The 23,048-nt window shown below is 73.2% G+C and carries 22 protein-coding genes; 13 read left to right on the forward strand and 9 right to left on the reverse strand.

Features of this window, described 5'->3' with window-relative positions; genetic code table 11:
- Window positions 1-408: 408 nt before the first annotated feature.
- Window positions 409-1,659 (reverse strand): ROK family protein, encoded by a 1,251-nt coding sequence (locus tag C9F11_RS14070; RefSeq protein WP_138959620.1) that lies wholly within the window; start codon window positions 1,657-1,659, stop codon window positions 409-411.
- A 172-nt stretch (window positions 1,660-1,831) separates the two neighbouring features.
- Here C9F11_RS14070 and C9F11_RS14075 point away from each other — a divergent pair, with 172 nt between their 5' ends.
- Window positions 1,832-3,346: a hypothetical protein gene (locus C9F11_RS14075; protein WP_249401728.1), complete on the forward strand. Its 1,515-nt coding sequence runs from the start codon at window positions 1,832-1,834 to the stop codon at window positions 3,344-3,346.
- The gene (locus C9F11_RS14080) at window positions 3,339-5,366 is read left to right on the forward strand and encodes a glycogen debranching N-terminal domain-containing protein (protein WP_138959621.1); all 2,028 of its coding nucleotides are present in this window, start codon (window positions 3,339-3,341) and stop codon (window positions 5,364-5,366) included. The genes C9F11_RS14075 and C9F11_RS14080 overlap by 8 nt, the downstream gene beginning before the upstream one ends.
- A 200-nt stretch (window positions 5,367-5,566) precedes the next feature.
- Here the strand turns inward: C9F11_RS14080 and dusB are convergent, their stop codons facing one another.
- Window positions 5,567-6,718 (reverse strand): tRNA dihydrouridine synthase DusB, encoded by a 1,152-nt coding sequence (dusB, locus tag C9F11_RS14085; RefSeq protein WP_138959622.1) that lies wholly within the window; start codon window positions 6,716-6,718, stop codon window positions 5,567-5,569.
- Between the two features lie 62 nt (window positions 6,719-6,780).
- Window positions 6,781-7,728, reverse strand: coding sequence for a helix-turn-helix transcriptional regulator (locus tag C9F11_RS14090; RefSeq protein ID WP_249401729.1), 948 nt, complete (start codon window positions 7,726-7,728; stop codon window positions 6,781-6,783).
- Window positions 7,729-7,835: 107 nt separating this feature from the next.
- Here C9F11_RS14090 and C9F11_RS14095 point away from each other — a divergent pair, with 107 nt between their 5' ends.
- The 5 genes from C9F11_RS14095 to C9F11_RS14115 all read left to right on the forward strand — a co-directional run bounded on the left by C9F11_RS14095 (window position 7,836) and on the right by C9F11_RS14115 (window position 14,366).
- On the forward strand, window positions 7,836-9,320 hold the full coding sequence (locus tag C9F11_RS14095; RefSeq protein ID WP_138959623.1) for an MFS transporter: 1,485 nt from the start codon (window positions 7,836-7,838) through the stop codon (window positions 9,318-9,320).
- A 51-nt stretch (window positions 9,321-9,371) separates the two neighbouring features.
- Window positions 9,372-10,829 carry an MFS transporter gene (locus C9F11_RS14100; RefSeq protein WP_138959624.1) on the forward strand — a complete coding sequence of 486 codons (1,458 nt, stop codon included), beginning with the start codon at window positions 9,372-9,374 and terminating at the stop codon, window positions 10,827-10,829.
- A 270-nt stretch (window positions 10,830-11,099) separates the two neighbouring features.
- The gene (locus C9F11_RS14105) at window positions 11,100-12,116 is read left to right on the forward strand and encodes an aldo/keto reductase (protein WP_138959625.1); all 1,017 of its coding nucleotides are present in this window, start codon (window positions 11,100-11,102) and stop codon (window positions 12,114-12,116) included.
- A gap of 35 nt (window positions 12,117-12,151) precedes the next feature.
- Complete coding sequence (locus C9F11_RS14110; RefSeq protein WP_138959626.1) at window positions 12,152-12,745, forward strand: TetR family transcriptional regulator; 594 nt, start codon at window positions 12,152-12,154, stop codon at window positions 12,743-12,745.
- A gap of 91 nt (window positions 12,746-12,836) precedes the next feature.
- On the forward strand, window positions 12,837-14,366 hold the full coding sequence (locus C9F11_RS14115) for a GMC family oxidoreductase N-terminal domain-containing protein (RefSeq protein ID WP_249401730.1): 1,530 nt from the start codon (window positions 12,837-12,839) through the stop codon (window positions 14,364-14,366).
- An 18-nt stretch (window positions 14,367-14,384) separates the two neighbouring features.
- Here the strand turns inward: C9F11_RS14115 and C9F11_RS14120 are convergent, their stop codons facing one another.
- Together C9F11_RS14120 and C9F11_RS14125 are read right to left on the reverse strand one after the other, a co-directional pair.
- Window positions 14,385-14,594: a hypothetical protein gene (locus C9F11_RS14120; RefSeq protein ID WP_138959627.1), complete on the reverse strand. Its 210-nt coding sequence runs from the start codon at window positions 14,592-14,594 to the stop codon at window positions 14,385-14,387.
- A 75-nt stretch (window positions 14,595-14,669) separates the two neighbouring features.
- Window positions 14,670-16,052, reverse strand: coding sequence for a glycine--tRNA ligase (locus tag C9F11_RS14125; RefSeq protein ID WP_138959628.1), 1,383 nt, complete (start codon window positions 16,050-16,052; stop codon window positions 14,670-14,672).
- Window positions 16,053-16,338: 286 nt separating this feature from the next.
- On the opposite strand from C9F11_RS14125, the gene C9F11_RS14130 reads away from it, so the two are divergent.
- The 4 genes from C9F11_RS14130 to C9F11_RS14145 all read left to right on the forward strand — a co-directional run bounded on the left by C9F11_RS14130 (window position 16,339) and on the right by C9F11_RS14145 (window position 19,623).
- A complete protein-coding gene (locus C9F11_RS14130) occupies window positions 16,339-17,313 on the forward strand; it encodes a metal ABC transporter substrate-binding protein (RefSeq protein ID WP_138959629.1) in 975 nt (324 codons plus the stop codon).
- 41 nt (window positions 17,314-17,354) lie between these two features.
- A complete protein-coding gene (locus C9F11_RS14135; protein ID WP_138959630.1) occupies window positions 17,355-18,149 on the forward strand; it encodes a metal ABC transporter ATP-binding protein in 795 nt (264 codons plus the stop codon).
- 10 nt (window positions 18,150-18,159) lie between these two features.
- Window positions 18,160-19,053 (forward strand): metal ABC transporter permease, encoded by an 894-nt coding sequence (locus C9F11_RS14140; protein ID WP_138959631.1) that lies wholly within the window; start codon window positions 18,160-18,162, stop codon window positions 19,051-19,053.
- Between the two features lie 159 nt (window positions 19,054-19,212).
- On the forward strand, window positions 19,213-19,623 hold the full coding sequence (locus tag C9F11_RS14145; RefSeq protein ID WP_138959632.1) for a Fur family transcriptional regulator: 411 nt from the start codon (window positions 19,213-19,215) through the stop codon (window positions 19,621-19,623).
- Window positions 19,624-19,680: 57 nt separating this feature from the next.
- Here C9F11_RS14145 and C9F11_RS14150 read toward each other — a convergent pair whose 3' ends face one another.
- The 4 genes from C9F11_RS14150 to C9F11_RS14165 form a co-directional block, all read right to left on the reverse strand.
- Window positions 19,681-20,502, reverse strand: coding sequence for an isoprenyl transferase (locus C9F11_RS14150; RefSeq protein ID WP_138959633.1), 822 nt, complete (start codon window positions 20,500-20,502; stop codon window positions 19,681-19,683).
- A 58-nt stretch (window positions 20,503-20,560) separates the two neighbouring features.
- Window positions 20,561-21,307 carry a DNA repair protein RecO gene (gene recO / locus C9F11_RS14155; RefSeq protein ID WP_138959634.1) on the reverse strand — a complete coding sequence of 249 codons (747 nt, stop codon included), beginning with the start codon at window positions 21,305-21,307 and terminating at the stop codon, window positions 20,561-20,563.
- A 128-nt stretch (window positions 21,308-21,435) separates the two neighbouring features.
- Window positions 21,436-21,651: a hypothetical protein gene (locus tag C9F11_RS14160; protein ID WP_030674182.1), complete on the reverse strand. Its 216-nt coding sequence runs from the start codon at window positions 21,649-21,651 to the stop codon at window positions 21,436-21,438.
- Complete coding sequence (locus tag C9F11_RS14165; protein WP_138959635.1) at window positions 21,648-21,890, reverse strand: hypothetical protein; 243 nt, start codon at window positions 21,888-21,890, stop codon at window positions 21,648-21,650. The genes C9F11_RS14160 and C9F11_RS14165 overlap by 4 nt, the downstream gene beginning before the upstream one ends.
- A 115-nt stretch (window positions 21,891-22,005) precedes the next feature.
- Between C9F11_RS14165 and C9F11_RS14170 the strand changes: the two genes are divergently transcribed.
- Both C9F11_RS14170 and C9F11_RS14175 read left to right on the forward strand, forming a co-directional pair.
- Window positions 22,006-22,848 carry a helix-turn-helix transcriptional regulator gene (locus C9F11_RS14170; RefSeq protein WP_138959636.1) on the forward strand — a complete coding sequence of 281 codons (843 nt, stop codon included), beginning with the start codon at window positions 22,006-22,008 and terminating at the stop codon, window positions 22,846-22,848.
- Window positions 22,830-23,024, forward strand: a complete 195-nt coding sequence (locus C9F11_RS14175) for a DUF397 domain-containing protein (protein ID WP_138959637.1) — start codon at window positions 22,830-22,832, stop codon at window positions 23,022-23,024. The genes C9F11_RS14170 and C9F11_RS14175 overlap by 19 nt, the downstream gene beginning before the upstream one ends.
- Window positions 23,025-23,048 lie beyond the last annotated feature (24 nt).

The raw sequence follows: 23,048 nt of genomic DNA on the forward strand, positions 1-23,048 counted from the left end.
ACGGCGAGGAACATACCCAGATCGAAGGCTTCTGGGTACGTCCACTTGTGGGTCATGCGGTCGCAACCACCCGTGTGCCAGCAGATCGAAAGTAACGCGCGAGTAATGATCTTGACGAGAGCGATTTCACCTCTTGAAGACATAGATGCGCACCGTGAGGCGATACCCGCGGGCGGCCACGGAACGTAGCAATGTGATCGATCATTTGAAGTGTCAACGCGTGGCACTCAGTGCCACCCTTTGGAAAGGTGCAGCGGGGCAAGATCCGCTCATCTGAGCGTAGGGGCGATCAGGGGTGGCGAGAATCACGCCCCGACTTGCCAAAGTTTTGGCATCTGAGCGCCCCTCGGCTCACCCGAGAGGTGACCGAGGGGGGTGGGGCGAAGACCGGGGCACCCGGTGCCCGGCTCAGAAACCGAGGGCCGCGAGCCGCTCCTCCGCACGCTGCGGCGCGTACAGGTGCTCCACGACCAGGGCCCCCGCCCCGGTCACGGCAGCCCGCTCGCCGAGCCGCGAGGTGACGATCTCCAGATGAGCGGTGGAGCGCGGCAGGGCCCGCTGGTAGAGCAGCTCCCGCACCCCTGTCAGGAAGGGCGTTCCGGCCAGATCTCCCGCGATCATCAGAACGCCCGGGTTGAGGAGCGTCACGACCGTGGCGAGCACCTCGCCGACCCGCTGCCCCGCCTCGCGCGCGAGGCGCACCGCCTGCGGGTGCCCGGCCGCGAGCAGCTCCGCCACGTCGGAGCCGGAGGTCACGTCCGCGCCGGAGGGCGCGGGCACGCCCGCCGCCGCGAGCCGCCCGGCGAGCGCGCGCCCGCTGGCCACCGCCGCCAGACAGCCGTACGAGCCGCAGCGGCACAGGGCGGACTCGCTCCCCGGCACCCACGGCACCCGTATGTGCCCGATGTCGCCCGCCCCTCCGTCCGCGCCCCGGTACACGGAGCCGTCCACGACGACGCCCGCGCCGATGCCGGTGGAGACCTTGACCAGGGCGAAGGCCGAGCAGTCGGGATAGGCGGCGCGCTGCTCCCCGTACGCCATGAGGTTGGCGTCGTTGTCGACGAGGACCGGCACCCGGGCGGAGCCGCCCGCCCGCGCGGCGAAGGAGCGGCGCAGCCGTGCTCTTATGTCGTAGCCGTCCCAGCCCGGCATGATCGGCGGCTGCACCACGCGGCCCGTCTCGCTGTCGACCGGGCCCGGCACGGCGAGCCCGATGCCGCACACCGCGCGCGCGGTCCTGCCGCCCTCGCGAAGGAGCGCGGCGAACCGGCCCCCCAGCTCGTCCAGGACCCGCTCCGGCCCCTCGTCCACCCGCAGGGGCCCGGTGTGCTCGGCGAGGACGTCCCCGGTGAGGGTGAGCAGGGCCGCGCGGGCGTGCCGGGTCTCCAGGCCCGCGGCGAGGACCACGGCGTGTCCGTCGTCGAACTCCAGACGCGCCGCGGGGCGGCCGCCGAGCGGGGAACCCGCCACCGTTCCGGAGCCCTCGCGCAGCCAGCCCGCGCGGAAGAGGCGGTCGAGGCGCTGGCCGACCGTGGCCCTGGAGAGGCCCGTGACCTGCTGGAGGGCGCCGCGTGTGGTGGCGCGGCCGCTGCGCACGAGGTGCAGCAGGTCGCCCGCGCTCGCCTGGGCGGTCCCGCGCACCGAGGTCCCGTTCCTCATGGCCACTCCTCGTCCCCTGCTTCCTTGCCTACCCACGTCTCCCCTTGCGCGCGTCAACTCGACGTTACATATTGGGTTTTGCGTGTTAAGTAGACGTAACCCTAGGGTGGAAACAGCCGAACTGACAGCCTGTCGGCACGGGAAGCGCGCTGCCGGGCTGAGGGAGAGACGCGTGGACCGCACCACCACGGGCGCCGCGGTGACGGCGCCGTCCTCCCCGGCGGCCGCGGGCCGGGCCGACGGGGCGACGAGCGGCGCGAGCGCGCCGAAGAGCACGGCCGAGGCGGGCGCGAGGGGCGACCCCGACCCCTTACGCGCGGCCGCCGCCCGGGTGCTGCACGGCAACTGGACCGGCGCCTCCACCGTCCCGTCCCGCGAGCTGTACCCCCACCAGTGGTCCTGGGACTCCGCGTTCATCGCGATCGGTCTGCGCCATCTTTCGCCGCTGCGCGCCCAGCTGGAGCTGGAGACGCTGCTCGGCGCGCAGTGGGGCGACGGCCGCGTCCCGCACATCGTGTTCAACCCCTCCGTGCCCCTTGACGCGTACTTCCCCAGCCCCGACTTCTGGCGCTCCGCCACCGCGGGGCGCGCGGCTGGCGCGCCGGGCGGCGTGCAGACCTCCGGCATCGTGCAGCCGCCGGTGCACGCCCTCGCCGCCTGGCTGGTGCACCTCGCGGACCCCGGTCTGTCCCGGGCCCGCTCCTTCCTCGCGCGCCTCCACCCGCGCCTCGCGGCCTGGCACCGCTTCCTGCTGCACCGGCGCGACCTCGGCGGCGCGGGGCTCGCCGCCGTCGTCCACCCCTGGGAGCAGGGCATGGACAACAGCCCCTGCTGGGACGGCCCGCTGAGCCGCGTGCCCCCCGCGCGGCCGCGCACCTTCCGCCGCGCCGACCTGGACCACGGCTGCCCGCGCGACCGGCCGACGGACCTCGACTACGGGCGGTACGTACGGCTCGCGGCGGACTACCGCGACCGCGGGTACGGCGCCGCCGACCCCCGGCCCGCCGAGCGGCAGGGCGGCTTCGCCGTCGAGGATCCGGCCTTCAACGCCCTCCTGATCGCCTCCGAGCACGCCCTCGCCCGCATCACCGGCGAGCTCGGCGTCGCCGCGACGGCCCGGCACGAGCGCGCGGAGCGGCTCACCCGGGCCCTGGTGGAGCGGCTGTGGGACCCGGGCTCCGGGATCTTCCGGTGCCGCGACCTGCGGGCCGGGCCGGACGGGGGCGCGCTGGTGGCGGAGCGGGGGGTCACCGGGCTCGTCCCGCTGCTCCTTCCGGGCCTGCCGGGCGAGGTCGTCACCGCCCTGGTGGACACGGTGTGCGGCCCGCACTTCGCCCTCGGCGGCCGGGCCCGGCTCGTGCCCAGCCACGACCTGCTGAGCCCGGCCTTCGACGCCCGCAGGTACTGGCGCGGGCCCGCCTGGATCAACACCAACTGGCTGGTCGAGCGCGGCCTCAGGCTGCACGGCGAGCGGGCGCGGGCCGACGCCCTGCGCGCGGCGCTGCTCGACGTGGCCGTGGCCTCCGGCTTCTCCGAGTACGTCGATCCGTACACAGGGCGCGGCTGCGGCACCCGCGGCTTCAGCTGGAGCGCGGCACTGGCACTGGATCTGCACCTGGACGCGGACCACGCGTCCGCCCACCACACAGCGGGGGCTGGCAGGAGCGAGAGGGCCCGACATGACTGACCGGCACCACCACCACCTGCTCGTACGCGGTACGACGTTCGCGGCCGTCGGCCCGGGCGGCGACATCCGCGGCGTTCCGGGCGGCGGCTCCCCCGACGGCCTCTTCGTGCGCGACGCGCGGCACCTGAGCCGCTGGCAGCTGACCGTGGACGGCGCCGTCCCGGAGGTCCTGAGCCCCGCCGGGGGCGGACGCACCGGGACCGGCGGGCCCGCCCCCGGGACCGGCGGCGGGGGCGTGGGCGCGGACGTGGCGCGCTGCGTGCTCGTGCCGCGCGGCGGCCGTCAGGAGCCGCCCGCCTACACGCTCTTCCGCGAGCAGGCCGTCACCGACGGCACGCTGGTCGAGGCCGTGCGGATCACCAGCAACCGCCCGGTGCCGACGACGCTGCGGCTCGCGCTGACCGCCGACGCCGACTTCACCGACCAGTTCGAGCTGCGCGCGGACCACCGTACGTACGCGAAGCCGGGCGCGGTCCGGTCCCGGCGGGTCCTGGAGGCCCCGGGCGACGCGGACGAGCGGGGGCCCGGCGGCATCGAGTTCGCCTACCGCCGCGGGGACTGGCTGGCCCGCACCACCGTCACCGCCGAGCCCGCGCCGGACGCCGTGGAGGAGACGGGCACCGGGGCCCGGCGGCTCGTCTGGGCGCTCGAACTGGCCGCACACGCCTCCGCCGAGCTGGCCCTGACCGTCGCCGCGGCGCCGCACGGCGCGCCGCCGCTGCCGCCCGTGCCCGTGTCACCGAGCGCCGCCATCTCCCAACTGGCCGCGGTCCAAAGGGAGTTCACCGCCGACGTGCCGCTGCCCGCGGCCTGGCCCGAGCTGGCCGCGGCGTGTACGCGCGGGCTCTTCGACCTCGCCGCGCTCCAGGTGCCCGCGCGCGGACCCGACGGCGAGGAGCTGCGGGTGCCCGGGGCCGGGGTTCCCTGGTTCCTCACCCTGCTCGGCCGTGACGCGCTGTTGACCTCGCTCTTCGCGCTGCCGTATCTGCCGCGCCTGGCCGCCGCGACGCTGCCCGCGCTCGCCGCGACCCAGGCCACCGAGGCCACTCGGGGGCGGGCCGCGCAGCCCGGCAAGATCGTGCACGAGGTGCGGCACGGCGAGCTCGCCCACTTCGAGCAGGTCCCGTACGGGCGTTACTACGGCTCCGTGGACGCCACTCCGCTCTTCCTCGTCCTGCTCGGCGCGTACACCGAGCAGACCGGTGACACCGCGCTCGCCCGCCGGTTGCAGGCGCACGCGCGCGCCGCCGTCGGCTGGATGCTCGACCACGGCGGGCTCACCGCGCGCGGCTACCTCGTCTACCGCGCCGACGAGGGCGGGCTCGCCAACCAGAACTGGAAGGACTCCCCCGGCGCGATCTGCGGCGCCGACGGGGACCGGCCGACCGGGCCCGTCATGGCCGCGGGCGCCCAGGGCTACGCGTACGACGCGCTGCGGCGCACGGCCTGGCTCGCGCGGGCCGTCTGGGACGACCCCGTCTACGCGGACCTGCTCACCCAGGCCGCCGCCGACCTGCGGGACCGCTTCCAGCGGGACTTCTGGATGGCCGGTCGCGGCTTTCCCGCGCTGGCCCTCGACGGGGAGGGGCGGCAGGTCGACGCGCTCGCCTCCGACGCGGGGCACCTGCTGTGGTCCGGGCTCCTCGACAAGGAGTACGGCGAGGCGGTGGGGCGCCGTCTCCTCGAACCCGACTTCTTCTCCGGCTGGGGCGTGCGCACGCTGGCCGCCGGGCAGGGGGCGTACCACCCGCTCTCCTACCACCGCGGGTCGGTGTGGCCCCACGACAACGCGCTCATCGCGCTGGGGCTCTCGCGGTACGGGCTGCACGACGAGGCCCGCGTCGTGGCCCACGCCCTGGTGGACGCGGCCGGCACCGCCTCCGGGCGGCTGCCCGAGGTCCTGGCCGGCTACGAACGCACCGCCTACCCCGAGCCGGTCCCCTACCCCCACGCCTGCACCCAGGACTCCCGCTCGGCAGCGGCCCCCCTGGCCCTGCTCACCGCGGTGACGGGCGGCTGACCCCCTGCCCTCCCCTGTGGGCGGCTGGTCCGCCCAGGGGACGGAACGGGCGGGCACAGGGGCGGACCCGCGCCGCCGGGCTGCGCGCCCCGCCTGCACCCCAGCCCGAGCGGAACGGCCCGGGGCACCTCGGCGCTGTGCCCACCCGTCCCGCCCTGCGGGACGATTGCCCACAGCAGGCAGCGGGGGGCGGAGGGCGGTCAGCCGCCGGAGGTGTCCAGTTCGGCTTCCTCGGAGACGCCCGCGCAGTCGTAGGGGTCGCGGAGCCACCCGTCCGGCAGGACCACCCGGTTGTTGCCGGAGGTCCGCCCGCGCGGCCCGTCCGCCCCGTCGGGCCACGCCTGGTCCAGGTCCAGCTCGTCGAGCCCGCCCCGCAGCTCCGCGAGGGACGACGTGATCGCGAGGCGCTTGCGCATCTCGGAGCCGACCGAGAACCCCTTCAGGTACCAGGCCACGTGCTTGCGGAAGTCGATGACGCCCCGCGCCTCGTCCCCGATCCACTCGCCGAGGAGCCCGGCGTGCCGGACCATGACGTCGGCGACGGTCCGCAGCGTGGGCCGGGCCAGGTCCTCCGTACGGCCCTCGAAGGCCGCCACCAAGTCGCCGAACAGCCACGGCCGCCCCAGGCAGCCGCGCCCGACGACCACGCCGTCGCACCCGGTCTCGCGCATCATGCGCACGGCGTCCGCCGCCGACCAGATGTCGCCGTTGCCGAGGACGGGGATCTCCGGGACGTGCTCCTTGAGGCGGGCGATCGCGGACCAGTCCGCGGTGCCGCCGTAGTGCTGCGCGGCCGTCCGCCCGTGCAGGGCGATCGCGGTGACGCCCTCCTCCACGGCGATGCGCCCGGCGTCCAGGTACGTGATGTGGTCGTCGTCGATGCCCTTGCGCATCTTCATCGTGACCGGCAGGTCGCCCGCCCCGCTCACGGCCTCCTTCAGGATCGCGCGCAGCAGGTGGCGCTTGTACGGCAGCGCGGAGCCGCCGCCCTTGCGCGTGACCTTGGGGACCGGGCAGCCGAAGTTCAGGTCGATGTGGTCGGCGAGGTCCTCTTCCGCGATCATGCGGACGGCCTTGCCGACGGTGGCCGGGTCGACGCCGTACAGCTGGATCGAGCGCGGCTTCTCGCTCGCGTCGAAGTGGATCAGCTGCATGGTCTTCTCGTTGCGCTCGACGAGCGCACGCGTCGTGATCATCTCGCTGACGAAGAGGCCCTTGCCGCCGCTGAACTCCCGGCACAGGGTCCGGAACGGCGCGTTCGTGATCCCCGCCATGGGCGCGAGCACGACGGGCGGCTGCACCAGGTGGGGACCGATCGACAGCGTCGACGGGGCGGTCTGCGGCTGGGACATCGGGCGGCTCTCCGGGAACGTACGGGACTCACGATGAGGAGCGGGCAAGCATCCATTGTCCCTCAGCCCGCGACCGGCCCGTCCCCCGAGCCCGCCGGGCCCCTGCCCCGGACCCCGGCGGGCTCGGGGGACGGGCCGTCCGCCAGCTCCGCGAGCCGCTCCAGGCGCTCCTCGGTGGCGTCGTCGGCGGGCACGTACGCGACGAGCCGGTAGGCCTGCGACTCCGGCGCGAGCCACATAGTGCGGTGCTCCAGGCTGAGCAGCCCCACCTCGGGGTGCTCATAGCGTTTGACGTGCGGCGACATCGCGCCCAGCTCATGGCGCCGCCACAGCGCGCGGAACTCCGCCGACTCCTGGAGCAGCCCGTCGAGCCGCTCCTTCCAGGCGGGCTCGGCCACGTGCTCGGCCATGCCCGCGCGGAACTTCGCGATCAGGTCGCGCAGCATCTCGTCCCGGTCGAGGAAGGTCTCGCGCCAGCGCCTGCTGGTGACGAGCAGCCACAGGCAGTTGCGCTCCCGGGGCGGCAGCTCGGTCAGGTCGCCGAAGACCTGACCGAAGGGGCCGTTGTGGGCGAGCACGTCGTAGCGGGCGTTCTGCAGGCTCGCCGGGTAGGGCGCCATGCGGTGCATCAGGCGCAGGGCGGTGCCGGTCACGAGGGGGCACTCGGTCTCGGGGCGCGGGTCGACGGCGCCGGCGAGCGCGAAGAGGTGGCCGCGCTCGGTCTGGTCCATGAGCAGCGCGCGGGCGATGGCGTCGAGGACCTGCGCGGAGACCCGGATGGGCCGCCCCTGCTCCAGCCACGTGTACCAGGTGACGCCCACCGCGGAGAGCTGCGCGACCTCCTCGCGGCGCAGGCCGGGCGTGCGCCGCCGCGGGCCGCGCGGCAGGCCCGCCTGCTCGGGCGTGATCCGCTCGCGGCGGCTGCGCAGGAAGGCGGCGAGCTCCCGCCTGCGGGTGGCGTCGTCCGCGACGGGCCCGGTGGGCGTCAGCGGCTCTGCGGTCATGGCCATGGTCACGCTCCCAGCCTCGCGCAGCCCGCGCCCCGCTTCCAGGTGCGCCTACTACCAGGATAAAGACACTCTGGTACCCGTCTTGGCGACCGCTCATCGTCGTATCCGTGACTCGCACAACGACTCCTACGACGACTCCTACGACGACCCCCGCGACGCCCCCGACGACGGCTGCCCCCACGACCGGGACCGCCGCCGCGGCCGCGGCTCCCGCGCTCGGCGCCCTGGGCCTGTTCGCCCTCCTGCTCGGCACCTCCCTGCCGAGCACCGACTTCTTCGTCGTCAACGTGGCCCTGCCCGACATCGAGCGCGACCTGGGCGCCTCCCCGTCCGCCCTGGAGATGGTCGCCGCCGGATACGCCGTCGCGTACGCCGTGCTGCTGGTCCTCGGCGGCAGGCTCGGGGACGCGTACGGGCGGCGCAGGCTGTTCCTGTGGGGCGTCGCCGGGTTCGGGATCACCTCGCTGGCCTGCGGTGTCGCCCCCGACGCCTGGTCGCTGGTGGCGTTCAGGGCCGCGCAGGGCGCCGCGTCCGCGCTGTTGCTTCCGCAGGTGCTCGCCACCCTCCACGCGACGACGCGCGGCGAGCGGCGCGCGCGGGCCGTCGCCCTGTACGGGGCGGTGAGCGGGCTCGCGATGGTGCTCGGGCAGGTGCTCGGCGGGGTCCTGGTGTCGGCCGATCTGGCGGGGACCGGCTGGCGCATGGCGTTCCTGATCAACGTGCCGGTCGTCGCGCTCGCGTGGCCGCTCGCGCTGCGGGCGGTGCCGGACAGCCGGGCCGGGCGGCCGGGGCGCGGTGACGTCGGCGGCAGCGTGCTGCTTGCCGCCGCGCTGCTCGCGCTGCTGCTGCCGCTGACCGAGGGCCGCTCGGCGGGCTGGCCGCTGTGGTCGGTGCTCACGCTCCTTGCCGCGCCCCTGCTGATCTGGGCGTTCGCCACCGTGGAGCGGCGCGCGGAGCGCACCGGCGGCAGCCCGCTCCTGCCCCCGTCGCTGCTGCGCGAGCCCGGGGTCGTCCGGGGGCTGCTGATCGGCGCCCCGATCTTCATCGGCTTCAGCGGCTTCATGTTCGTCAGCGCCGTGACGCTCCAGAAGGGCCTGGGCTACGGCGCCCTGAAGGCGGGCCTGACGCTGGTCCCCATGGGGATCGCGCAGTTCGGGGCGTCCCTGCTGCTGCCGCGCGTGGTGGACCGGTTCGGCAGCCGCACCCTGCCCCTGTGCGCCCTGGTGCACGGCGCGGGCCTGTCCGTGCTCGCCGCCACCGTCCTGTGGGCCCCGTGGTCCGCGCTCGGCCCGCTGACGCTCGCCCCCGGCCTGCTCCTGTGCGGCCTCGGCCAGGGCATCCAGCTGCCGCTGTACTACCGCGTGCTGCTGGCCGCCGTGCCCGCGGCGCGGGCGGGCGCGGGCAGCGGCCTCGCGGCGACCGCCCAGCAGTCGGGCCTGGCCGTCGGCGTCGCCACGCTGGGCTCGCTGTTCCTGGCCCTGGAGCCGGGCCTCGGCCTGCGCGCCGCGTTCGCGATCGTGCTCGGCGCGCAGCTCGCGGGCCTGCTCGGCCTGGCCGCGCTGAGCCTCAGGCTGCCGCGCGACCCGGGCTGAGCCCCGGGCGGCCCGGGGCACGGCACCCGCCCCGGGGATACCGTCGGCTGTATGCCCGAGTCCGAGCTGAGCCCCCGGCGCCGCCAACTGGTGCTCGCGATCTGCTGCATGAGCCTGCTGATCGTGAGCCTGGACAACACCATCCTGAACGTCGCCCTGCCCACCATGGCCAGGGAGTTCGACACCAGCATCTCGGGCATGCAGTGGACCGTCGACGCGTACACCCTCGTCCTCGCCTCGCTCCTGATGCTGGCGGGCTCGACGGGGGACCGCGTCGGGCGCCGCCGGGTGTTCCAGGCGGGCCTCGCCGTCTTCACCCTCGGCTCGGTCCTGTGCTCCCTCGCCCCGAACCTGGAGTCGCTCGTCGCCTTCCGCATGATCCAGGCGGTGGGCGGCTCCATGCTCAACCCCGTGGCCATGTCGATCATCACGAACACCTTCACCGAGCCGCGCGAGCGGGCCCGTGCCATCGGGGTGTGGGGCGGCGTCGTCGGCATCTCCATGGCGGCGGGCCCGCTGGTGGGCGGCCTGCTCGTGGACGCGGTGGGCTGGCGCGCGATCTTCTGGGTGAACCTGCCGGTGGGCCTCGTCGCGCTGTTCCTGACCACCCGGTACGTCCCGGAGTCCCGCGCGCCGAAGCCGCGCCGCGCCGACCCGGTCGGGCAGGTCCTGGTGATGCTGCTGCTCGGCGCCCTCACCTACGCGATCATCGAGGCGCCCACGGCGGGCTGGACCTCGCCGCTGATCATGCTGTGCGCGGGCACCGCGGCGGCGGCGCTCGCGGGGCTGCTCCGGTACGAGCCGCGCCGCGCGGAGCCCCTGATCGACCTGCGGTTCTTCCGCTCGGCGCCGTTCAGCGGGGCCACGGTCATCGCGATCAGCGCGTTCGCCGCCCTGGGCGGTTTCCTGTTCCTGTCCACCCTCTACCTCCAGGACGTACGCGGTCTGGACGCGCTGCACGCGGGCCTGTGGATGCTGCCCATGGCGGCGATGACCCTGGTGTGCGCCCCGCTCTCCGGCCGCCTGGTCGGCAGCCGGGGCCCACGGCTCTCCCTGCTGATCGCGGGGGTGGCGATGACGGCCTCCGGCGTCCTCTTCGCCGCCTTCGACGCGGCGGCGGAGCCCGCCACCCGCCTTGTCGCCTACGTCCTCTTCGGCATCGGCTTCGGCGTCGTGAACGCGCCGATCACCAACACCGCCGTGGCCGGGATGCCCCGCGCCCAGGCCGGTGTGGCCGCCGCCGTGGCCTCCACCAGCCGCCAGATCGGCCAGACCCTCGGCGTCGCGGTGATCGGCGCGGTCCTGGCCTCCGGCGTCACGACGTCGTACGCCCGGGACTTCACGGCGGCGAGCCGCCCGGCCTGGTGGATCATCACGGCCTGCGGCGCGGCGGTCCTCTGCGTGGGCGCCCTGACCAGCGGCCCCTGGGCCCGCGCCACGGCCCGGCACACGGCGGCCCGCCTGACACCGGAGCCGGACGGGGCGCCCCCGGTGTCCAGGCCCACCTGACGGAACGGCACCTACGGCCCGCGAGGGCCCTTGGGTCGCGAGGGTTCAGCCCATCTGCCAGGGAGGTCCCGTAAACGCGTAGCCAGTCACCGGCCGGGCTCCGCGCGGGTTCCCGCCAGGGCCGGGGCAGTCGCGACCCGAGCCGAAGTTACAAATTACAGAACTTGAAATCTGTAACCGGAGGGGGCATGCTGGAGGCACGGCGCTCGTCCGGGCCCTTTCCGGGGACCGCGGCGCCGTCCCCTACCCAGCACACCCCCAGGAGCCCTCATGCGCACCCTGAAGCTCGGCAGCACCGGTCCCGTTTCCTCCGCTCTCGGCCTCGGCTGCATGGGGATGTCCGCGCTGTACGGCGAGGCGGACCGGGGCGAGTCGATCGCCACCCTCCACGCCGCGCTCGACGCGGGCGTCACCCTGCTGGACACCGGCGACTTCTACGCCATGGGCCACAACGAGCTGCTGATCGGCGAAGCCCTGCGCACCGCGCCCGCCGCGCACCGCGAAAGGGCGCTCACCAGCGTGAAGTTCGGCGCCCTCCGCGACCCGGACGGCGGCTGGGCCGGCTACGACGGCCGCCCGGCCACGGTGAAGAACTTCGCCGCGTACTCGCTCCAGCGCCTCGGCGTCGACCACATCGACGTCTACCGCATCGCCCGCGTCGACGAGACCGTGCCGATCGAGGAGACCGTCGGCGCCATCGCCGAGCTGGTCGAGAAGGGCCACGTGCGGCACATCGGCCTTTCCGAGGTCGGCGCCGACACGCTGCGCCGGGCCGCCGCCGTCGCACCGATCTCGGACCTCCAGATCGAGTACTCCCTGATCTCGCGCGGCATCGAGGACGAGATCCTGCCCACCGCCGCCGAGCTCGGCATCGGCGTCACCGCGTACGGCGTGCTCTCGCGCGGCCTGATCTCCGGGCACTTCGCGCGCGACCGCAAGCTCGCCGCGAACGACTTCCGCGGGGTCAGCCCCCGCTTCCAGGGCGAGAACCTCCAGCGCAACCTCGACCTGGTCGACGCCCTGCGGAAGATCGCGGAGGCGAAGGGCGTGAGCGTCGCGCAGACCGCGATCGCCTGGGTGCTCGCGCAGGGCCCCCGGTTCGGCGCGAGCATCGTGCCGCTGGTCGGCGCCCGCCGCCGGGACCGCCTCGCCGAGGCCCTCGGCGCCCTGGACGTCCAGTTCGACGCCGCCGACCTCGCCGCCGTCGAGGAGGCCGTGCCCGCGGGCGCGGCGGCGGGCGACCGCTACCCCGAGGCACAGATGGCACACCTCGACAGCGAGCGCTGACGGGGGCGCCGACGGCGCCCGGTACCGTCTTGACCATGGCTACGACCGAGACCCTGACCGCCGAGCGCATCCTCGCCACGACCGAGGACGTGCTGCGCCGCCACGGGGCCGCCAAGGCCACGGTGGTGGACGTGGCCCGCGCGCTCGGCGTCAGCCACGCCGCCGTGTACCGCCACTTCCGCACGAAGGCGGCGCTGCGGGAGGCGGTCACCGAGCGCTGGCTGGACCGGACGACGGCCGAGCTCCAGCGCGTCGTGGACGACCGCTCGGTGGGCGCGGACGAGCGGCTGCGCCGCTGGTTCACGGTGCTGTTCGCGGCCAAGCGCAAGAAGGCGGGCGACGACCCGGAGCTGTTCGCGACCTACGAGGTCCTGCTCGGGGAGAACAGCGGCGTGGTGGAGGCGCACATCGCCGACCTGGTCTCCCATCTGCGCCTGATCGTCGAGGAGGGCGTCGCCCGGGGCGAGTTGGCCTCCCCCGTCGCGGACGCGGGGCGCACGGCCCGCGCGGTCTTCGACGCCACCGGCCGGTTCCACGACCCGGGCTACTCCCGCGAGTGGTTCACACCTGGCATCGACGAGGCCTTCGCGGCGGTCGTCGACCTGACCCTCGCCGCCCTCCGGCCCTGAGTCCCCCGCGGTTTCGGCGTTTCGCTGCGCCCCGGCCGCCCCTCCTGATTGCCTGGCCCCACTCATCACCCAGGCAGACAGGAGGAGCCAAGTGGCTTTAGGGGCAAGGGAGTTGGCGGCGGAGTACGACTACGTCGTCGTGGGGGCCGGGTCCGCCGGATGTGTCGTCGCGGCCCGGCTCAGCGAGCAGCGGGACCGCGCCGTACTGCTCCTCGAAGCGGGCCCCGAGCGCCCCAAGGCGGACCTCGCGACGCCGTACGCGTGGCCGTCGCTCATGGGCGGCGACGCCGACCACGGCTACCGGACGGTGCCGCAGCCGGGCGTCGGCGGGATCTCGCTGCCGTGCCCGAGGGGCCGGACGCTCGGCGGGTCGAGCGCCGTCAACGGCCTGGTGTTCCTGCGCGGGCACCGCGCGGACTACGACCGCTGGGCGGCGGCGGGCTGCGCGGGCTGGGGCTTCGACGACCTGCTCCCCCACTTCAAGCGGATGGAGTCGGTGCCGGGCGGCGACCGGGCGTACCGCGGGGACGCGGGCCCGCTGCGGGTCGCGCCCGTGCGGCCCGAGGACGCCAACCCGCTGTCCGCGGCCTTCGTCGAGGCCGCCGTCGCGGCGGGCCACGCGCGCACCGACGACTTCAACGGCGCGGCCCAGGAGGGCGTCGGCTGGCCCGATCTGACGATCGCCGACGGGGTCCGGCAGAGCGCCGCCGACGCGTATCTGCACCCCCTCGACGGCACCCGGCCGAACCTCACGGTGTCCGCCGACTCCCGCGCGCACAGGCTCCTTCTCGACGGCGACCGGTGCACGGGCGTGGGGTTCAGCCGCCGCGGCGCCCCGGTCACGGCGCACGCGCGCGCCGAGGTGATCGTGTGCGCGGGCGCCGTCGACTCGCCCCGCCTGCTGCTGCTCTCGGGCGTCGGCCCCGCCGACGAGCTGCGCGCGGCGGGCGTCGACCCCCGGCACGAGCTGCCGGGCGTGGGCCGCGCGCTCCAGGACCATCCGCTGTGCGGGGTGGTCTTCGAGGCGGACCTGCCGATCCCGGCGGGCCGGGCGAACCTGTCGGAGGCGTCGTTGCACTGGCGCAGCGAGGCGTCCCTGCCGGGCCCCGACATGCAGGTGCTGTGCGTCCACGTCCCGTACCACCCGCCGACGCTCGCGGCGCCGGAGAACTGCTTCACGCTCGGCGTGGCCACGGTGCCGCACTCCCGGGGCGCGGTGCGGATCGCGGACGCGGACCCGGACACGCCGCCGCTGATCGATCCGGGCTATCTGACCGACGAGGACGACGTACGGCGCATGCTGCACGGCATCGAGGTGGCGCGGGAGATCGCGGCCGCCGGACCGCTCGCCCGCTGGGGTGCGCGGGAGGTGCTGCCCGGCCAGGCGCGCGCCCGGGCGTTCCTGACGGCGGCGACGGGACCGTACTTCCATCTGGCGGGCAGCTGCGCGATGGGCACGGGGGCGGACGCGGTGGTCGACCCGGAGCTGCGGGTGCGGGGCCTGCGCGGCCTGCGCGTGGCGGACGCGTCGGTGATGCCCTCGATCGTGTCCGTGAACACGCACGCGGCGGCGCTGGTGATCGGCGAGAAGGCGGCGGACCTGGTGCGGTCAGGAACCTGAGTCCCGAAGCCCGGGGCGCTAGGGCCTGGCCGCCGGGTTCACCGTCGCCTGGTGGATGCGCTCCAGATGTTCCTCGGCCTGGAGCCACGGCAGGAACCGTGCCCTCGCGCGCCAGCCGCACGTGTCACAGACCAGCTGCCGCCGCACGCCCGCCCGGTGCAGGCGCACGACGTGTCCGCGCCCGTGCTGGTCCCATCTGCTGACCTTGCTCGTGGCCGTCGTCCGCATGGCCCTCAGTGTGCACCGGAGCCCCCGGTTCCGTTCCGGGAACCGGGGGCTCGGTGGCGCAGTGGTGCGGTCGCGTCAGCAGCCGACCAGACGCGTGGCGAGGTAGCCCTCGATCTGGTCGAGGGAGACCCGCTCCTGCTTCATGGTGTCGCGCTCGCGCACGGTCACCGCGTTGTCCTCAAGGGTGTCGAAGTCGACGGTGACGCAGTACGGCGTGCCGATCTCGTCCTGGCGGCGGTAGCGGCGGCCGATGGCGCCCGCGTCGTCGAACTCGATGTTCCAGTTCTGCCGGAGCGCGGCGGCCAGGCCCTTGGCCTTCGGCGACAGCTCCGGGTTGCGGGACAGCGGCAGGACCGCGGCCTTGACCGGGGCGATGCGGTGGTCGAAGCGCATGACCGTGCGCTTCTCCAGCTTGCCCTTGGCGTTCGGCGCCTCGTCCTCGAAGTACGAGTCGAGCAGGAAGGCGAGCATGGTGCGGCCGACACCGGCCGCGGGCTCGATGACGTACGGCGTGTAGCGCTCGCCGGCCTCCTGGTCGAAGTACGACAGGTCCTGGCCGGAGGCCTTGGCGTGGGCGGACAGGTCGTAGTCGGTGCGGTTGGCGACGCCTTCCAGCTCGCCCCACTCGTTGCCGCCGAACTGGAAGCGGTACTCGATGTCAGCGGTGCGCTTGGAGTAGTGGGAGAGCTTCTCCTTCGGGTGCTCGTACCACCGCATGTTCTCCTCGCTCAGGCCGAGACCGGTGTACCAGTTCCAGCGCTGCTCCATCCAGTACTCCTGCCACTTCTCGTCCTCGCCCGGCTTGACGAAGAACTCCATCTCCATCTGCTCGAACTCGCGGGTGCGGAAGATGAAGTTGCCGGGCGTGATCTCGTTGCGGAAGGACTTGCCCATCTGGGCGATGCCGAACGGCGGCTTGCGCCGCGACGTCGTCTGCACCTGGGAGAAGTTGGTGAAGATGCCCTGCGCGGTCTCGGGGCGCAGATAGGCGACCGAGCCGGAGTCCTGGGTCGGGCCGAGGTGCGTGGAGAGCAGGCCCGAGAACTGCTTGGGCTCGGTGAACTGGCCCTTGGTGCCGCAGTTGGGGCAGTTGATGTCCGCGAGGCCGTTCTCGGGGGCGCGGCCCTTCTTCTCCTCGTACGCCTCCTCCAGGTGGTCGGCGCGGTAGCGCTTGTGGCAGGAGGTGCACTCGGTCAGCGGGTCCGTGAAGGTGGCGACGTGGCCGGAGGCCTGCCAGACCTCGGTGGCCAGGATCACGGACGAGTCGATGCCGACGACGTCTTCCCGCGAGGTGACCATGTAGCGCCACCACTGGCGCTTGAGGTTCTCCTTCAGCTCGACGCCCAGCGGTCCGTAGTCCCAGGCGGCGCGCTGGCCGCCGTAGATCTCGCTGCAGGGGAAGACGAAGCCTCGGCGCTTGCTCAGGCTGACGATGGTGTCGATCTTGTCGGCGGCCACGGTGCTCTCTTCATTACGACGACGACGAAACGGCCGCCCTGTGGGCGGCGGCTCCAGGAGCGAATGCTTCAGGTTACCGGCGCCCGCACCCCCCGGATCAAATCGGTTCTCCCCCCGGCCGATTCCCTCCCGCCCGCCCGCCCCTCTCCTCCGCCTTCGCCCCATTCCCCGCCACCGCCCGGCCGGGCCCGGGGGCGGGAGAGGGCCGGGGCGCGGGGCGTGAGCCCGCGCACAGGCACCGCCCCTTTGTTGACAATCGTTTCCATAATTGTTGAAAATGACTGTCATGAACGTACGACGCCACCTCATACCCCGCACCGCCCTCGCCGCCGCCGCGGCCCTCGGCCTCGCCACGCTCTCGGCGTGCGCCTCCGACGACGCGGCGGCCACGAACAACAAGGGCAAGCTCGACGTGGTGGCGTCGTTCTACCCCATGCAGTACCTCGCGGAGCAGATCGGCGGGAAGCACGTCGAGGTCACCAGCCTCACCGAGCCCGGCCAGGAGCCGCACGACCTGGAGATCAGCGCCAAGCAGCGCGCCCAGCTCGAGGAGTCCGACGCGGCCCTCTATCTGAAGGGCCTCCAGCCGAACGTGGACGAGGCGATCAGCCAGTCCGCCATCAAGACGAAGATCGACGCGACGACCCTCACCAGCCTGGAGGAGCACGGCACCGAGGTGGGCGGCCACGCCGAGGAGCACGACGAGCACGAGGGCCACGACCACGGCCATGACCACGGCGGCAAGGACCCCCACATCTGGCTGGATCCGGTCAGGTTCGGCGAGGTCGCCGAGGGCGTCGGCAAGGCCTTCGCGAAGGCCGACCCCAAGCACAGGGCCACGTACGAGAAGAACACCGAGGCCCTGGTGAAGAAGCTCAAGGGCCTCGACACGGAGTTCAGGAACGGCCTGAAGGACACCAAGTCCAAGGTCTTCATCACCACGCACGCGGCCTTCGGCTACCTCGCCGAGCGCTACGGCCTCACCGAGGAGGCCATCTCGGGCCTCGACCCCGAGGGCGAGCCGAGCGCGAACCGCGTGCGGGAGCTCCAGAAGACGGCGAAGGCCGACGGCGTGACGACGGTGTTCTACGAGACGCTCGTGAGCGACAAGACCGCGCGGACCCTCGCGGACGACACCGGGCTCAAGACGGACGTACTCGACCCGATCGAGGGCATCACGGAGAAGTCCCGGGGTGACGACTACGTCCAGGTGATGCGGTCGAACCTGAAGTCCCTGCGCACGGCGCTGGGCGCCGAGTGACCACCGGCCGAGGGCCGACCCCCTCCGGAAAGGGGCCCGACATGGGCGACGCGACAAGCGCCACGAGCGGCGCGGGTGAGCCCGTCATATCCCTGCGCCGGGTGACCGCCGAGCTCGGCGCGCGCCCGGTCCTGCGCGGCATCGACCTGACGGTCGGCGCGGGCGAGGTCGTCGCGCTGCTCGGCGCGAACGGCTCGGGCAAGTCCACCGCGGTGCGCGCGGTCATCGGCCAGGTGCCGGTGACGGGCGGCGCGATCGAGCTCTTCGGCACGCCGCGCCGCCGCTTCCGCGCCTGGTCGCGGGTGGGCTACGTCCCGCAGCGCACCACGGCCGCGGGCGGCGTGCCCGCGACCGTCACGGAGGTCGTGGCCTCCGGCCGCCTCTCGCGCGCCCGCTTCGGCGTGCTGCGCAAGGCCGACCGGGAGGCCGTGCGGGACGCCCTGGAGCAGGTCGGCATGGCCGACCGGGCCAAGGACTCCGTGAACGCCCTGTCGGGCGGCCAGCACCAGCGGGTGCTCATCGCCCGCGCCCTGGTCTCCGAGCCCGACCTGCTGATCATGGACGAGCCGATGGCGGGCGTGGACCTCGCCAGCCAGGAGGTCCTCGCGGCCACCCTGCGCCGCCAGGTGGAGCGCGGCACCTCGGTCCTGCTCGTGCTGCACGAGCTGGGCCCCCTGGAGCCGCTGATCGACCGCGCGGTGGTGCTGCGCGACGGCTGCGTGCTGCACGACGGGCCGCCCCCGAAGGCCGTGGGCCAGCACGCGCTGCCCGGCCACGACCACGTACATCCGCACGAAGCCGACGCGGCCCCCGTCCGCACCGGCCTGCTGACCTGAGGACCCGGCGATGGAAATCCTGAACTACGCGTTCATGCAGCGGGCGCTGCTCGCGGCCGTCCTCGTCGGCATCACGGCCCCGGCCGTCGGCATCTATCTGGTGCAGCGCCGCCAGGCCCTGATGGGCGACGGAATCGGCCATGTGGCGATGACGGGCGTCGGCCTGGGCTTCCTGCTCTCCACGTCTCCGGTGTGGATGGCGACGGCCGTCGCCGTCGTCGGCGCCGTGATCATGGAGCTGATCCGCTGGTACGGCCGCACGCGCGGTGACATCGCGCTCGCGATGCTGTTCTACGGCGGCATGGCGGGCGGCGTGATGTTCATCAACCTCGCGCCGGGCGGTTCGAACGCGAACCTCAGCTCGTATCTGTTCGGCTCGCTCTCCACCGTCTCGCAGGACGACGTGACGGCGATCTGTCTGCTCGCCGCGTTCGTGGTCCTGGTGACCGTCGGACTGCGCCGCCAGCTGTTCGCGGTGAGCCAGGACGAGGAGTTCGCGCGGGTCACGGGCCTGCCGGTGCGCGCGCTCAACCTCCTCACCGCGGTCACCGCGGCGGTCACCGTCACCGTCGCCATGCGCGTGGTGGGCCTGCTGCTCGTGTCGGCCCTGATGGTGGTCCCGGTGGCGGCGGCGCAGCAGCTCACCCGCAGCTTCGCGGCGACGTTCGCGATCGCGGTGGCGATCGGCGTCTCCGTGACGATCGGCGGCACGGTCACCTCGTACTACCAGGACGTGCCGCCCGGCGCGACGATCGTGCTCCTGACGATCGGGGTGTTCATCGCCCTGACGATCCTGGCCGCGCCGCTCGCCCGCAGAAGGGCGCGATCGCTGGCCAGGGGGGACGCGGCGTGCACGGCGGACGTGCCGGGCGCGCGAGGCACGGCGGACGGGGTCAAGGTCTGAGGCGGCTTCCGTCGGGGCAGTGATCGAAGAGGCATGGTCCAGACCGCGCCGGATCACTGTCCGAGAGCACTCTGGTCACGGTGGAGTATCGACCTGGCACAATGGCGGGACGAGAGACGACCTGTGACAGCTGTGCGGACGAGCGCTGAGGAGGCATCTGTGACGACGGCGGGACCCCCCGTGCGAGGCCGGGCCACACGGCAAAGAGCCGCGGTGGCGGCGGCTCTCGACGAGGTGGACGAGTTCCGCAGCGCGCAGGACCTCCACGACATGCTCAAGCACCGCGGCGACTCGGTCGGCCTGACCACGGTCTACCGCACGCTCCAGTCCCTCGCCGACGCCGGCGAGGTCGACGTCCTGCGGACCAACGACGGCGAGGCGGTCTACCGCCGCTGCTCGACCGGCGAGCACCACCACCACCTGGTGTGCCGCGTCTGCGGCAAGGCCGTGGAGGTCGAGGGCCCGGCGGTGGAGAAGTGGGCGGAGGCCATCGCCGCGGAGCACGGGTATGTGAACGTGGCGCACACGGTCGAGATCTTCGGCACGTGTTCCGACTGCGCCAAGAAGTAGCGGCACGCACGAGGGCCCGCACCGCCGGTACGGCGGTGCGGGCCCTCTGCCGTGCGCCTAGCCCTTCTTGAGCTGGTCCTCGTTCGGGATCGCGCCGCCGAAGCGGCGGTCGCGCGAGGCGTACTCCAGGCACGCCCGCCACAGGTCGCGACGGTCGAAGTCCGGCCACAGGACGTCCTGGAAGACCATCTCGGCGTACGCGCTCTGCCAGATCAGGTAGTTGGAGGTGCGCTGCTCGCCGCTCGGGCGCAGGAACAGGTCCACGTCCGGCATGTCGGGGTAGTACAGGTACTTCGCGAGGGTCTTCTCGGAGACCTTGGACGGGTCGAGCCGCCCGGCGCGCACGTCCTCGGCGAGGGCCTTCGCGGCGTCGGCGATCTCGGCGCGGCCGCCGTAGTTCATGCAGAAGTACAGCGTCAGCTTGTCGTTGTCCTTGGTCTGCTCCTGGGCGACCAGGAGTTCGTTGGCCACGGACTTCCACAGCTTGGGCATGCGGCCCACCCAGCGCACGCGCACGCCGAGCCGGTCGAGCTGGTCGCGGGACTTGCGGATGAAGTCCCGGTTGAAGTTCATCAGGAAGCGGACCTCGTCGGGCGAGCGCTTCCAGTTCTCGGTGGAGAAGACGTACAGGGAGATGCTTCCCACGCCCATCTCGATCGCGCCCTGGAGGACGTCGAGGACGCGCTCGGCGCCGACCTTGTGCCCTTCGGTGCGCGGCAGGCCCCGCTCCTTGGCCCACCGGCCGTTGCCGTCCATGACGACGGCGACGTGCTGCGGGACGAGCTCGCCGGGGATCTTCGGCGGCCGCGCGCCCGAGGGGTGGGGCTCGGGCGAGGCGTACTCACGGCGGGACCGTCCGAGGATTCCGCGTCGTGCCATGGGGAGCTACTCCAGTTCTTAGCGATCTTCGCGGGCCGCGCGCCGCTCCGGCACGCGGCTACTTCTCCACGTACCGAAGCGAGCGCAGCCCGCGCTCCAAGTGCCAGTGCAGATAAGCCGATACGAGCCCGCTGCCCTCGCGCGCGTGCCGGGACTCGCAGGCGTCCGCCGTCCGCCAGTCCCCGGTCAGGAGCGCCGCGAGGTGCGTCAGGGTCTCCGCCGACGGTACGACGCTGCCCGGCACCCGGCAGTCCACGCAAATCGAGCCGCCCGCGGCGACCGAGAAGAAGCGGTTGGGGCCCGGCATGCCGCATTTGGCACAGTCGGTGAAGCTCGGCGCGTAGCCGTTCACGGCGAGCGAGCGCAGCAGGAAGGCGTCGAGGACGAGGTGCGGCTCGTGCTCGCCGCGCGCGAGCGTCCGAAGGCCGCCGACGAGCAGCAGGTACTGCTGCACCGCGGGCTCGCCCTCGTGGTCGGTGAACCGCTCCGCCGTCTCCAGCATCGCCGTGCCCGCCGTGTACCGCGCGTAGTCGGTGACGATGCCACTACCGTACGGAGCGATGGTCTCGCTCTGCGTGCACAGCGGGAGGCCGCGGCCGATCAGCTCGCTGCCCCGCGCGAAGAACTGCACGTCCACGTGCGAGAACGGCTCCAGGCGCGCCCCGAACTTCGACTTCGTCCTGCGCACCCCGCGGGCCACGGCCCGCACCCGCCCGTGCCCGCGCGTGAGCAGCGTGATGATGCGGTCCGCCTCACCCAGCTTCTGGGTGCGCAGCACGACACCGTCGTCACGGAACAGGCTCATGCGCCCATTGTCCCGTACCCCCGCCGTCGCTTTGCCTGCGGGCCGTCTGCGGCTGGTCGCGCCCGCGCGGCGGAGCCGCAGATGAGCACAGCCCCGCGCCCCTTCGGGGCGCTGCCCCCGGCCCGCAGTCAAGGCACCTCCCCCCTGCTCCGGGCGTTCGCGTACGCCGTTGCCGCGCGCAGGCGCTCCGCCGACGTCGCCGTCCGGAGCTTCTCCGGGGCGCAGTCCCACTCCCGCCCCCCTCCGTACGGGCGCAGCTGTACGTACGGCCCCTCGTGGCCCATCACCCTGCCGACCCTTCCCGTCCGGGTGTCCACCGCGTACGTCCCGATGGGGAGCCTCATGGGTGCATCCCCTTGCCCGGCAGCAGGGCCGCGAGGCGCGCCGCCGCCTCCACCGAGCACCGCCCCAGGTCCACCAGCGGGCACGGCGCCTGCCGCGCGACGGTCGCCGGGTCCACCCGCAGCGACGGCAACGACATTCCCGCCCTCTCCAGGGCAGCGCGCAATTCTTTCACCGTGTCCTCCGCCTCTTCCACACACGCCCGCGAGTGCGACTCGCCGGTGGCTCCATTCGCCGTCACGTGGCTCCCCTTGGCCGTTGAATTTCACGCTTCGTGTCTCCACCGTGACGCAGTGCGTCTACTGTTGGCAGGAGTCTGTGCTCTACAACGTCGGCGCAGAGGAGGGGAGTTATCCATGGCCAAAGGTGCCCATGGGTCACGCCAGGCGGCCTGGGAGTTCTTCGGGGCGGAGTTAAAGCGACGGCGCGAGAACGCGGGCCTCACCCAAGTGGAGTTGGGGGCCCGCGTTTTTGTGTCCGGCGGCTACATCGGCCAATTCGAACAGGCCATTCGGAAGCCGCAGTTGGATGTGGCCCAACGGATCGACGAGGTCCTGCAAACCGAGGGCTTTTTCGAACGTACCTGGCGCAAGTTGATCGACGACAAGCGCTACGCGGACTATTTCGCCGCCGTCGCGGACCTGGAGGCCCTGGCCACCAAGATCTGCGAGTTCGCTCCGTCGGTGGTCCCGGGTCTGTTACAGACGGCGCCGTACGCGAAGGCGGTCACCCTGGCGGCCAATCCGTTCGCCGCCGACGAGTACGTCGACGACATGGTGTCCGCCCGGCTGGACCGGCAACGCATCCTCGCGGACGCGGCGCGACCTGTGTATTGGGCGATCCTGCACGAGAACCTGCTGTCCGTGCCGGTCGGCGGCTGCACCGCGATGGCAGAACAGCTGGAGCACATCGCCGCGCTGGCGCGCGAGCGCAAGGCGCTGGTGCTGGTGCTGCCGCGCGCGGAAGGAGCCTGTGCCTCCATGACCGGAGATCTCAGGCTTATGGAGTTCGACGATGCTCCGCCCACGGTCTATACAGAGACCTCGTTTTGGGGCGAACTGCTGGACGATCCGGCCGTAGTGAAGCGTGCGCGGCACGCATACGATCTGCTCAGGGGCGCCGCGCTGTCGCCGGGGGTGTCCCTCGCCCGGATCGAATCGGCGGCTAAGGACTTCAGACGATGCGCGAGTACGACCTGAGCAACGCCCGCTGGCGCAAGAGCAGTTACAGCAACGGCGAGGGTGGCAACTGCGTCGAGGTCGCTGACGGACGTGACGGCGTCGTCCCCGTTCGGGACAGCAAGGTCCCGGGCGGCCCCGCCCTGGTGATAGGCGGGGCCGCCTGGGAGGCCTTCATCCGCGAGGTGGCCCGCTGAGGGGCGCCCCTTAAGGGGCGCGGG

This window comes from Streptomyces sp. YIM 121038 (assembly GCF_006088715.1).
Lineage (GTDB): Bacteria > Actinomycetota > Actinomycetes > Streptomycetales > Streptomycetaceae > Streptomyces.